The following is a 12507-nucleotide window of genomic DNA, read 5'->3' as shown; positions in this document are numbered from 1 at the left end:
GATGTTGATATTAGACGACTTGCTCGTCTGGATGACTCCACATCAATGGATCAGAAAAAGGTCCCTTGATGGATGAAGTGGACTCACCAACCCCAGTTAACGCGCCTGGTGTTAACTCTCGTGCAAACCAGCAATCTAAAGGCGCATTGGACGGTACAGGTAGTAATACGCTGTGAGTCGTGTTGTAACGATTCGCATAATGCATCGGATCGCCCATTACAAAGATAACGTCAGCGTTTAACTGCTTTTCTGCTTCTTCCATCAATCTTGTCGCATAACCTTTGCCTTGGAACTCAGGTAGTACCGCAAGTGGTGCAAGTACATAGCATTTTAGGTGTGGTGCTGCGTCAATCACGATAGGGGTATAGCAGGCGTGTGCTACGCCTTCGTAGACGATTGAAAAGCTGCCATCTGCAATAAGATTGTCGGCAAATTCTGCATAGAGTTTGGCGTGTCTCTCATCATATAGCCCACCGGCTTTCTCGAACGCTTCGTATTGAATTTGATAAGGTGTATTCATTGGTTTCTCCTTAGTTTTTATATTTAATTTACTAAACCGACTGACCGTGCAGTCAGTTGGTTTAATCAAAAAAATCACGCAACGAGATGTGCATGATTTTTTGGTTGGTTTAGCAGTACTTTTTGATGAACTCTTGCCTGATTTCTTCGATAGGGAAGTCCTCATTGAGTAAATAGTTCATGGCAATACCATCGATCTCCGCGATGAACATTTTTGTCACGACAACAGGGTTCGGGTGCCCCAGTGAGCGAAAAACTTCTTCAGTGGATACCTGTAAACCTTGGTAGCGTTCGTCTATCAGATCTACAACAATCGCTCTGGTGGTCGGGTGAACCATCACACTAAAATTGAACTGATAAATCTTGCGGTGTTCAGGAATGGTCATACCATCGAAGATCGAGTGGATCATTGCTTCTAAGCGATCGTCATTCTCTGATACGTGTTCATCACTCTTATCTGTTTCTTCGATAATCTGAGTGATATGAACAAAAACTTCTCTTAACAGTTCGTTTTTATTTTTGAAGTGGTGAAACACCAAGCCTTTTGAAATTTCAGCCTTCTCACAAATGGTGGAGACAGGCGTTTTCTCAAAACCATGTTCCGCAAATAACTGCGTTGCAACTTCAATGATCTGCTGTCTTTTGTCCATAGTACTCGCTCTAAATACCGACTGACCAATTGGTCAGTTTTGCGAATAATAGTGTGTTTTTTGATCTTCCGTCAAGTCTTAATAGGATCAAAACAGCAGGTTGGTGCTTTCGAAGTGAAGTAAAAAGCATTGGGTCATTTCCAAACTGCAAAATCGAAGCGGTAGTGGGTGGCTTTCATCTCGTGGGCTTGCCCGTATTTAATAGTATTGGTGGTACTAAAGACGACATCAAAGCATTAGGTAAAGTCTTGTCAGAATATCCTGTTGAGAAGTTTTACACGGGTCACTGTACGGGGATGAAGGCGTATCATTTACTGAAAGAAGTGCTTGTTGATCGCCTAGAGCATTTACCAACTGGTCGCCGTGTTGAAATTTAACCAATGATCATTTTACGCCAAGTTCAGCGATTCACTCCGGCTATTGTCTTTTAGTGATTACATAGCCATACCAAATATGACAAATATCCTACATTAAAGCCGATATTATCCTAGAACTTTGTGTTCACGAGATGGTCACAAGACTACACAACAATAACTGGTATCAATGATGGCAAAAACTTGGCTTGTCTCTGCTGTGAGCGTTGCGCTGCTCGGTGGCGGTGCGTATTACTATCTGCAATCTTCGGCTCAGCCGGAAGCGTTTCCAACTCTAGCGGTGGAAAAAGGAACCATTGAAAAACAAGCGGTCGCTGTTGGTAATATTGTTCCAGCGCACTCGGTTTCTATTAAGTCACAAATTGACGGTATCGTTGGTGAAATCTATGTCAACGTCGGCGAAAAAGTAAAACAAGGGCAACCCTTGATTAAGGTGCGTCCTAACCCGACACCTCAAGCACTGACGGATGCGTCTACCGATTTGATGCGCAGTGAAGCGGATCTTGAATCAGCCAAACAAAAGCTTGCTAACCTAGAGAGCTTGGTCAAACAGGACATCATTCCTAAAAACTATGACGAGTATGTGAGTGCGCGATCAGCGGTTAAGTCTGCTCAAGCGAATGTATTGCAAAAACGTCAGAACCTTGAGTTGATTCGTAGCGGCGAAGCCTCTATCGGGAATGCACGTTTGACATCGACCATTTATGCGCCGATTGATGGCACTGTTCTTAACCGTAAAGTGGAAGTCGGTGAGCCGATTATTTCTACACAATCAAGCCAAGAAGCAACGGCAATGATGTCACTGGCTGATATGAATAGCCTGATTTTCAAAGGCAGCGTGAGTGAACATGATGCTGCTCAGCTTTCCCCAGGCATGCCAGTTGTGATCACTGTCGCTCCTTATCCAGATGTTGAGATCTCTGGAGTGCTGACTAAAGTGGCCATTCAGTCTGAGAACTTAAACTCACCTGCTGGAAACGCATCCGCGAAAAGTTTCGATAATGGCTTTGGCGTTGAAGTGGGCGAACTAAGTATTCCGAAAGAAGTGCGTTTGCGCTCGGGTTTTTCGTCGACGGCAAAAATCACGCTAAAGAAATCAGAAAATGTTTTAACACTGCCAGAGCGTGCGCTTCAGTTTAATGGCGACACACCAAGCGTTTTGATCCCAGACACTTCTGAACAAGGTTTCCACTCACAACCAGTCAAACTCGGACTATCGGATGGAATTAATGTGGAAGTGCTTGATGGTGTCGAACTGAATGAAGAAATCATCGACAACAGCATGATGATGGGAGCCGCTCATGGCTAAGTTAACTTTGTCCAAATTAGGCTGCGCGATATTAGCTGCCACGTTAAGTTTGCCTAGCTATGCGATTTCTATCGAGCAAGCGTGGCAACAGGCAAAACAAAACGACCCAAATTATGAAAAAGCTAAGATTGGCGTGCAACTTGGCGAGGTCGGTGTTGATGCGAGTCGCAGTTCACTTTTGCCCGGTTTGACTGCCACGGCGTCTTCAAACTGGAGTGAGTCAGCAGACAATATCAACCGCTACGGGGCATCCCTCTCTCAAACCATTTGGGACAGCAGTTTGTGGTCAGACTTAGACCGAGCAAATGCAAACTACCTTAAAGCGCAGTTGGAGTTGACTCAATCACATAACGAATTGGCGCAAAGGCTCCTATCGTCTTACCTGGATGTTGCGAGTGCGCAAGGCGATTTGCAACTGGCGCAATCTAAGCTAGAAGAAGGCAATAAGTTACTGAAAATAATAGAGAAGCGGTATCGTGCAGGTAAAGTGAAATCGGTTGATGTTGAAGAGATTCGTGCGACACAGGTTTCTGAACAAGCGGGTATTTTAAGTGCTCAAGCTGACTTAGAAGTGAAAAGAGCGACACTGGCAGCTTTAATCAACCAAACGCCACAAAATGTCGATCAAATTCGTACTGATTCGCTCATCCAGCCACCAATGTTGGTGAACTCCCAAGAGCAATGGTTGAAACTGGCAAAAGACAGCAGTCCTGAGCTATTAGTCGCTGCGCAAAATGTCAAAGCCAGTGAGTTTGCCAAAGATTCAGCGAAAGGTGGTTACTACCCCACGTTGAAAGGTGACATTGGTTACAACGATGATGATCGACGCAAAGACGGTGAGTTCAACGCTGGCATCACCTTGAGCGTGCCAATTGACCTCAACGGTGCAACGCGCGCTAAAGTTGATGAAGCGTCACTTAATATCCTCAGTGCGAAACAAGATTTGCGTAAAGTTGAAATCGATATTCATAAGCGCGTTATCCAGCAGTTTACTCAGGTCGAGATCAACTGGAACCAAGTGCTGATGGCAAACGAGCTTGTGCTTTCTCGCGAGAAAGTCTTACGCAGTAAAGAGAAGCTTTACGACGCAGGATTGTTGGAAGTCTCAGAGGTTATCAGTGCGCACAACAGTTTGTTTGAAGCCAAAAATAGCCTAAAAACCAACTTGTACAGCTATTGGCGTCAGCGCATTGGTTTGCTTCAAACCGCAGGAAAGCTGGATGATGACACGATGGCGTTGATTTCTCGAGCTTTTAACTCATGACCAATCTATTGCAGCAAACCTGGCAAACTTTGATGGCGCATCGTATGAAAAGTGCGTTGGCGATCATTGCTATTGCTTGGGGTGTCATTTCAGTGGTGGTGTTGATTGCGTTGGGAGAGGGTTTCTATCGTCATCAAACTCAACAGCTTTCTTTTTTGATGAACAACGTCCAAGTGGCATTTCCCTCAAGCACAAGTAAGGCTTGGCAAGGCTTACCGGCTAGGCGTCAAATCAGTATTTCACAAGAGCAAGTTGAGATGATCAAGAGCGCGGGTTTTGTCGAGGATGTTTCCAGTGTGTATGCCAAGTGGGATGGCAGCGTTACCAATGAAAAAGGACAACGTTTATCGAGTAATGTGAGCGGCATAGATTCGACGTATTTTTCACTAATGCAAAGCAAGTTTGAAACTGGCTCGCGCCATATCTCACCGAGTGATATCCACAATCACACACGCGTCGCAGTATTAGGTGAGCAAATCGCGAAGATGGGGGCACTTACCATCGGTAATACAGTGAAAGTTAATGGCATTCCTTTTCTGGTAATTGGCGTACTCAAAAATGAGGACTCTGGTATTTCTTTTGGTGATAACCGTACCGTCTTCATCCCTCAAACGACCTATCGAGATCTGTGGAACACCAAGCCATGGATGTTGTTGATGAAGCCTGCCGCGGGCATGGATGCCTATTCATTTAGGAAAAACGTTGCTGACTTTTATGCGAAATTGCTTCATTTTGATCCTAACGATAGAGATGCGATTGATATGCCAGATTTTAGTGAAGGAGCCTCATTGATTAAGGGGATCTTCCGTGGCATTCAGGTGTTCTTGGGTGCAAGTGGTGCTATGACCATGGCTGTTGGTGCACTTGGTGTTGCCAATATTATGTTTCTGTCGGTGACTGAGAGAACAAGAGAGATTGGGGTTCGCTTGGCGATAGGCGCTACTCAAAAATCGATACTGAATCAGTTTATTTTAGAAGGGCTCATTCTTGTTGCTGTTGGAACCGGAGTTGGGCTGATGTTTGCTTATAGTATTGTGACCTTACTTAGCTCAATCACCCTTCCTGAATGGGTTGGTATACCGGTGATAACACTCGGCTCTATTGTATGGTCACTCTTAGTCACGCTGATTTTGGCACTGATGGCGTCATACTTTCCTGCAAGACGAGCCTCTCGTCTCACACCTGTAATTGCTTTGAGTGCGAGGGCATAATCATGCTGTTACCAATGAGACAAATCTTCCAAGAGATGTCAGCAGAAAAGTTGCGTTTAGGCTTAACGATTTTGGCGGTGGCATGGGCAACGCTTTGTATCGCTGCCATGCTGGCTGTTGGTGAGGGAATTCGACAGGGCGTGCTGAAAACGGCGCAAAATGGCAATGGTAATCTGATCTATCTGACTGGGGGGATTGCGACGGTTGATCATGGCGCTTTTCATCAAGGTAAATTTCTTACGCTTAAGATAGATGACGCTAAAGTCATCAAGGCATTACCTGAAGTAGCCAGTGTAGCACCCAGCGCGAAATGGAATGAAAACATCACAGCAGGAAACCGAGGATCATGGCAAAAGCCGCTCGCGGTTCCAACGGATTACGCATCAATGACTAATCTGAAGCCATTACCCGGCGGGCGATGGTTGAATCCTCTTGATCAAAAACAGATGCGCAAAGTGGTTGTGCTCGGTTATTCATTAGCAGCGGATTTGTTCAACCCAGTTGATGATTTTAACTGGTTTGCCGCTGTTACCTTGCAAGCCGATCCGGTTGGTAAAAAGGTTAAAATTGGTAGCGAAGAGTTTACCGTGGTCGGGGTACTTGCCAAAAACAGTGGACGCGTTGAGCAAGGCGATGACATCAATTATTCGAGCTTTGTTCCGCTTGCGACTTGGCAACGCTTTCATGCAAATGGTGATATTGGTGGTATTAATGTTGAGCCAAAATCGGAGACCGACCGCAAGAGGTTGGCTGAAACCATTCGCCAAGTGATTGCGCGTAAACATGGAGCCAGTGTCAGTGATGAACAAGTCGTACAAGTGGAAGATATGTTCATCCAACAAAAGAGCATGCAGCAGTTCCTGATAGGTTTGCAAAGCTTTCTCGGCATTATTGGTTTTGTCACGCTAGCTGTGGCTGGTGTTGGGATCGCGAATGTGATGTACGCGACTGTTAAACGCTCTACCCGAGATATTGGAGTTCGTATGGCGGTAGGGGCAACGCCAACGGCGATCCGTCTGCATTACTTAGTTCAATCGTTAATGACCATGATGATGGGAGGCGCGTTGGGGCTCGGTGTTACCTACAGTCTCATTTCCGCAATCAGTGCCATCAATCTAGAAGGGAATGTCTTCTATGAAGATCTCGGTAAACCGGTTCCAGAACTTTCGTGGACTGTGGTTGCGATAGTGATCTCTACCTTGGTGTTTATCGGCGTCGCGTCAGCTTGGTTACCTGCCAATCGGGCAGCCAAAGTGAGTCCGCTGGAGGCACTACAAAGTGAATAATAATAATTCTGGAGAAAGCATGGTGAACAAGCCGCTTGTCGAGCTGACTAATATTTGTAAGTACTACGCGAGTGGTGAGGTCGAAGTACGTGCACTAGACGGCGTTGACTTAACCATTAACCAAGGAGAGTTTCTTTCTATTCTTGGACCATCTGGCTCTGGCAAATCGACGCTGATGAATATGCTTGGTTGCCTGGATAAACCGACGGATGGTGAATACGTTTTGGGTGGTCAAAATGTTGCAAGCTTAACTGCTAATGCTCTAGCAGGGATTCGCAATCAAAAGATTGGTTTTGTGTTTCAGAGCTTTAATTTGCTTGAATACGCAACGGCTCTAGATAATGTCGCATTACCGCTTGTGTATTCGGGTATCAAAGCTAAAGAGCGTCGCCAACGTGCCGCAAAATTGTTAGAACAAGTGGGGCTAGGGGATCGACTCGATCACAAGCCGAACCAGCTTTCAGGTGGTCAAAAACAAAGGGTTGCGATTGCACGAGCTTTGGTTAATGACCCGCAAATTATCCTTGCCGATGAACCAACTGGTGCTTTGGACTCCAAATCAGGTGCAGAGATTGAAGCCTTGTTCAACCAACTTCATGCAGAAGGTCGAACCCTCATCATCGTCACACACGACAACGCTTTGGCAGAGCGTACTAAACGCATCATTACGATTAAAGATGGTAAGGTGATTTCAGACCGCAAACCGGATTAGAGATTGTCCTTCGGTGTCTATCGTTCACTTAAGCGTTGATACTTGACTGTTGTCGATGAAAGCGCACTTGGATGTTTGTCTGAGATGCGCTTTTTTATTGAATATTGAGCGAAAAAAAGCGTGAGCTAGGTTTTTAAATAAGCTTATCAATCTGTTAGTTAAACTCTTCTAGTTGCTGAGATTGCGCTAATGTGCCATTGTCGAATCTACGTTTCATGCTAGCGTGATATGACATTCATAGCGGATAAACTTATGCCAAACCCAACGCCAAGAAAAAGTGGAGATCTCCACGTTCAAGCGGTTACTTCTGAAATCCAGCACTATTTACAGGCGAAAACGCTTCCGAAAGCTGATGGGATTGCTTCGGGGACTGCGCGATTTATCATTGAGCAGCAAAGTAACATCTCTCAAGTCCAGAACAAATTTGAGGCTGACAACTCAAATGTCGCGCCTGATCTAACCTTGCATCTAGCTAATGGAGACGTTGTTTGTGTCAACCTGTTCAAAATAAGGCCAAAAAGAGTGATACAGCCAAAGAATTTAGGAGCAAAAAGCTTTATTGCAAAATACTTTGGATCAGCTTCCCTTCAGAGTGAATTCAATGATTACTTTGCTAAGGTTTACCGTCAGTTTTTACTCGATAGTGCCAATCGCATAGTGGGTGATGTGCCTAGCGAGGTCACGGAAAGTGAGTTGCGGCGTTTACTAAAAGAGTCTTGTCCTAAGTTCACGCAAGAACTTGAAGAGTTTCGCAGTAAGCTTCTTTATGAGCTGAGAGAGAAATGCTTTGGCTTGTTTCTGGATGAATATAACCAAGCCTCTGAAACCATCGAAAAGGCATTTAACTCCTTGTTTATGACTGACTCCTTCAATGTTATTACTCAGTATGATGGCGAAAGGCTAAAGGGTGTTGAAGAATTTAAAATTGATGTTCACGAGATAAAAAACGTCAGTATATCCAAGGTTGGCTCGAATTCCGTTGGCATTACTGCCGACAATATTACGCTGTTGATCCGATTTAAGTTTGAAAGTGGTCCTGACTCTGCGATCAAGCTAGCGACCAGCTACGCAACACCTAAAGCTGAGAATAAGATCGCTCAGGATAATGCGCGATCTTTGCAGCAGTTTAACGATGCTTTGTCTGTTACACATAAACCTGAAGGTGGGAAAGCGAATTCCAACGCAATCGGCAAGTGCTCCGAAGCTATTTTTTATGCTCAGCTTCTCAAGGTAAACCCAAATGTCATCCAACTTGATAACCATGCGTTTATTGAGATGTTCGCGAAATATGCACCGGATATTACTGCTACAGAGTTCGAAGGGATACGAGCGACTTCTGTTGGTGCAGTGGATGGTTTAAGCGCGTTTTTGAAAGAAAAGCATGGTGACTTTAAGATCGATTCTATCGAGCTAGTGCCTGATGCGTATTTGGACAACCGCCTAAACACTGCCGATATTGAGTTAGTGCTACGAGTAGGAGATAAGTACGTAACGGAACCTATCTCTCTGAAGGCCATTGCTAAGGCGACCAATACCATTAACTGTAAAAACCCGGGTATTGGGCAAATTTTGGGGAACACTTATTTCGACCTCAGACAAGAAGAGCTCAATGGCACGCTTGAGGTGCTTAAAGAAACGTTCATTAATGATGATGCAGGACGAAGTAGGACGTTGGAATGCCTCTCGGGCAATATTGGTAAACAACTCGCTAACGCGGTAGAAAGTGAGCCACAAAAGCTCATTAAAGGCACTAAAGCGTTGTTGGGTAGTGCGCTGGTGGTTGTAGTCTATTATGCGGACAACAAGTATGCAGTGCTAGAACATGACTTTTCGATTACCAAAGTTCAGGTGCATCGAGACACTCCTTCTTTAATTCAAAACACCTTGTCTTGGTCTCATGGTGGGGATCAAGTGAGATTACGGGTCAAATTCAGTGGGGGTCAATCCCACGGCTGGACATCAATCAAGTTGGCATGCGCTTATACCTTTGCCAAAGAAAGAATCCGCAGTAATGTGTGATTGATATATACCCAAGTGACCTCAAGATGCAGGATTCAGTGAGATTGGTTTAGGTATATGGATCGAATGTTTTCTGTTTAGCCCTTTGTTTGAAGGGCTTTTCTACGGTTGAGAAGTTAAGTAGGTCGTATTTCTGCAACCTTTGTTTGGTCATATAAAACTTGCTTGTAAATGAGAATTACTTTCAATAACATGAAAGGTCTCAGTTAAATGGACATCAGTATCTGGAATGCAGTCAGAATCAGTGACCAAAGTAAAGAATGCGTTTCTTTCTGGAATATGGGCGACCTTAGTCAGTATAGGCATCGGATTTACATTCAAAATCTGGCTTGCTGCTTGGGTGCCGAAAACCGACCTAGCCCTATTTCACAGTGTGGTTGATATCATCTCGCTTTCTATGATTCTAATGACTGGGTTTCGATCTTCTATGGTCGTTACTTATTCTCAAACTCAGAATGACACGGATATTATCAATATCTTTCGATTCACTCTGATTTTGGTTGTTTTGATTACTTGGGGAGGTGTGATTCCCTATATTAAACACAGCCTTAGTATCGGAGTGGAGTATCTTCAGTTAGTCGGGATAATCTTTGGTCTTGGACTTAAACTGTACTTTACGAACCTCGTCGCGATGTACCGCCTGTACGATATTACTAACCGTACGACTTGGCTTGACCCTTCACTCAATGTTCTTCTGTTTTTGTTCGCCTATTATGTTGCTGGATACAGCGCACTAACGGCATTGTTTTATGGGTTGACCATTTCTTCACTCATTACCGCTTTGTACATGTACATCAGCCGCCGCAAAGTGATTTCTACTCTCCCAATTAAACCGGTACGTTTAGATCCGGACATGTTTGGTTATGTGAAGAAGAGTTTTACAGCTACGCTTGAGGCGGGTGCCAGCATTCTGATGATCTACATCGCGGTGTTACTGACGATTCGTTACTTTAGTGTCGATGAGCTGGGGGACTTTCAGGTGGTAGTTCGCCCAGTATTTACGTATATGACCATGTTGTTTGTTTTCCCTATCTACCGGTTCGTATTGCCAGAGCTGTCGGTCAAAATCCGTAACGGGGAATACCAAGAGATTCAGTTGATACGACGTTGGGTGTTTAAACTGTCGTTTATTGTCAGCGCTGTTTTCTTCACGACGATGCTGCTGTTTGGTTCAAACATTGTCGCTGGGCTTTTCCCGCCGGAATATATGGGTGCAGTACCAGTGCTGTTTCATTTTTCTATCTTCTTTATTTTCATGATGCTCAACGCTTATCAACTTGCGTATATCAAAGCGAATGGTTATTTCAAAACCAGCTTGTTTATTCGCTTGTCAGGTATCGTGACCTTAGTTGTTATGTTCTACGTGATATCCGCATTTACCCACAATGTCGTCGCGATCATTGTCGCTTTGTGTCTTGGTTATCTGATGATGTTTATCTTATCGAGTTTCAAAGAAAAGCAGATTCGTGAATCACTATTGCTCGATCCGGTTCAACCGTAGAAAGCCGCAGTTAATCGGTCTTGCGAGGAAGTGGGAGGCGGGATTGGCTCTGTCCTAAAACGCAAAAAGGTGACCTTACGATCACCTTTTGTATTCATCATTCCTATTCATCTAGATAGATTCACAAATAGGTATTCTGGTTGCGTCTGTCTTAAAGGTTAGCAACGAACTGCTGGTTAAACTGAGCGTTTACTTTGTCACTTAGCTGTTCGTATTTCTCGCTCAATGCAATTTGTTGAGTCTGTAGTTGACCTGTGGTCAGGTTAGCTGTGTGAAGCTGACCCATCTCTTCCATAAAGCCACTTGTTAGCTGGCTAAAGATGGCATCTTTGCCGATGATAAAGCTAGCGAAGTTCTCTTTTACAAACGCTTGTTCATCACTACTCAAGTTTTCTAAACCAAGACGAGCTTGGTTCGCTGAGGTCACATCTTCAAACGTCGCTTTTGCCGGATCAGTACCAGGCTTTAAGTACGCTGCTTCATTTTTGAAGTCTGCTGCTGTATGTGTTTGTGCGTTTTCAATCAGCTTTTGAGAAAAGCCTCTTACTTCAAAAGTAGACTGTACTGGCTTATGGTCGCTGATATTCTCAAAACCTTCAGTGATAACACTGGTTTCATGGTTTTGTAAGTTGCCTGTTTTGTTGGTTAAGCCGGTATTATCGAGCTCACCGAAGTCAGGACGGTCGCGACCTTCTTTCTGTTTAATGTTGCCAGTGTGCTTATCAAGTTGCATGTAGGTGTGGCTATTAAGTGGTTTGAACTTAAAACCGTGCTTGGCAAGGTGCGTATCATCGTGTGCGACAGGATCGTACATTACGTCAGAACCTTCAGCGATACGCTTTTCACGCTCATTTAGGTCACCAGTGATCAGAACCTCTTCGTTCGGTTTGATCCCCTCCATCAACTTGTTACCTTCGAATTCACGTTTGACTTCTTTGTTAGAGTCCAAGTGTGCAGAAATGACGTTTAAGGCTTGACCATTGATCTCCAAAGCCGTTTTTACGCCACCCTTGTTACCAGTGATACCCATGAAGAATTCCATGTTTCGACCACCGATACCGTGACGGTATTCAGACTCTTTTTTGACATTAATATCGACGCCGTCTTTTGCAAAAACAGACATTGACGTGTAGCTAACACCTTCACCAAGACCTTTCGTCATAACTTTCATTTTGTTTTGACTCAGAAGGTTCATACCATCAAGCTCAAGATCGTTAGCAAGCAATTTAGACTCTTGTTCCGCAAACAAGACCACATCATAGTCGCCTTTTTGAATCAGGTTCTGGAAGTAGTTCTTTGTGTCTTCCGGCATCTTTTGGTTTGCTTGGTTATAGGTCAAAGTTAAGACCTTAACGTTGCCGCTGCCTTCTTTTTTATGCAGTTGCTGATTCATCTGATTTAGCTTTAAATCACCGTTTTTTGAAGAATCGGCTTTACTAAAGAAACGATTAAAAAAACTGCGATTCTCTTTTTGTTTTAGAGTAACGTCACCATCGCTATTTTTAGTTACGCTGTACTCTTTACCAAATACAGAACCAAATTTAACGGTATCGCCTTCTTTGGCGTTAGTTTTGATATTTTGAATATCTGCGAGGTCTAAATTACCTCGATGCTGGCTATTAATTTGAATTGTAGACATACATTAAACTCGTATTTTAAATA

At 44.1% G+C, this 12507-nt stretch carries 10 protein-coding genes and 1 pseudogene; 8 read left to right on the top strand and 3 right to left on the bottom strand.

What is annotated here, in order from left to right:
• Nucleotides 1–10: 10 nt before the first annotated feature.
• On the bottom strand, nt 11–520 hold the full coding sequence (locus J4N44_RS11330) for a GNAT family N-acetyltransferase (RefSeq protein WP_050924771.1): 510 nt from the start codon (nt 518–520) through the stop codon (nt 11–13).
• A gap of 109 nt (nt 521–629) precedes the next feature.
• Nucleotides 630–1169, bottom strand: a complete 540-nt coding sequence (locus tag J4N44_RS11325; RefSeq protein WP_252044472.1) for a TetR/AcrR family transcriptional regulator — start codon at nt 1167–1169, stop codon at nt 630–632.
• A gap of 125 nt (nt 1170–1294) precedes the next feature.
• Here J4N44_RS11325 and J4N44_RS11320 point away from each other — a divergent pair.
• The 8 genes and pseudogenes from J4N44_RS11320 to J4N44_RS11285 all read left to right on the top strand — a co-directional run.
• Nucleotides 1295–1546 (top strand): annotated as a pseudogene (locus tag J4N44_RS11320) (hypothetical protein); the annotation flags it as partial.
• Nucleotides 1547–1715: 169 nt separating this feature from the next.
• Complete coding sequence (locus J4N44_RS11315) at nt 1716–2852, top strand: efflux RND transporter periplasmic adaptor subunit (RefSeq protein ID WP_005444921.1); 1137 nt, start codon at nt 1716–1718, stop codon at nt 2850–2852.
• Nucleotides 2845–4116, top strand: a complete 1272-nt coding sequence (locus J4N44_RS11310) for a TolC family protein (protein ID WP_005444929.1) — start codon at nt 2845–2847, stop codon at nt 4114–4116. The genes J4N44_RS11315 and J4N44_RS11310 overlap by 8 nt, the downstream gene beginning before the upstream one ends.
• Nucleotides 4113–5327, top strand: coding sequence for an ABC transporter permease (locus J4N44_RS11305; RefSeq protein WP_005444932.1), 1215 nt, complete (start codon nt 4113–4115; stop codon nt 5325–5327). Before J4N44_RS11310 ends, J4N44_RS11305 begins: the two co-directional genes overlap by 4 nt.
• Before the next feature lie 2 nt (nt 5328–5329).
• A complete protein-coding gene (locus tag J4N44_RS11300; RefSeq protein ID WP_252044471.1) occupies nt 5330–6613 on the top strand; it encodes an ABC transporter permease in 1284 nt (427 codons plus the stop codon).
• Between the two features lie 19 nt (nt 6614–6632).
• Nucleotides 6633–7325 (top strand): ABC transporter ATP-binding protein, encoded by a 693-nt coding sequence (locus J4N44_RS11295; RefSeq protein ID WP_050907089.1) that lies wholly within the window; start codon nt 6633–6635, stop codon nt 7323–7325.
• Nucleotides 7326–7577: 252 nt separating this feature from the next.
• Entirely contained in the window at nt 7578–9344 is a 1767-nt protein-coding gene (locus J4N44_RS11290; RefSeq protein WP_252044470.1) for a hypothetical protein, read from the top strand.
• Nucleotides 9345–9573: 229 nt separating this feature from the next.
• The gene (locus tag J4N44_RS11285; RefSeq protein WP_038898644.1) at nt 9574–10845 is read left to right on the top strand and encodes a polysaccharide biosynthesis protein; all 1272 of its coding nucleotides are present in this window, start codon (nt 9574–9576) and stop codon (nt 10843–10845) included.
• A gap of 151 nt (nt 10846–10996) precedes the next feature.
• On the opposite strand, the gene ati2 is transcribed toward J4N44_RS11285, so the two are convergent.
• On the bottom strand, nt 10997–12484 hold the full coding sequence (gene ati2 / locus J4N44_RS11280) for a T3SS effector inositol phosphatase Ati2 (protein ID WP_005444942.1): 1488 nt from the start codon (nt 12482–12484) through the stop codon (nt 10997–10999).
• Between the last annotated feature and the right edge of the window lie 23 nt (nt 12485–12507).

Origin of the sequence: Vibrio sp. SCSIO 43155 (assembly GCF_023716605.1) — a bacterium.
Lineage (GTDB): Bacteria > Pseudomonadota > Gammaproteobacteria > Enterobacterales > Vibrionaceae > Vibrio > Vibrio harveyi.
The sequence above is the reverse complement of the archived record's forward strand: the minus strand, read 5'-3'. Positions and strand labels throughout refer to the sequence as shown.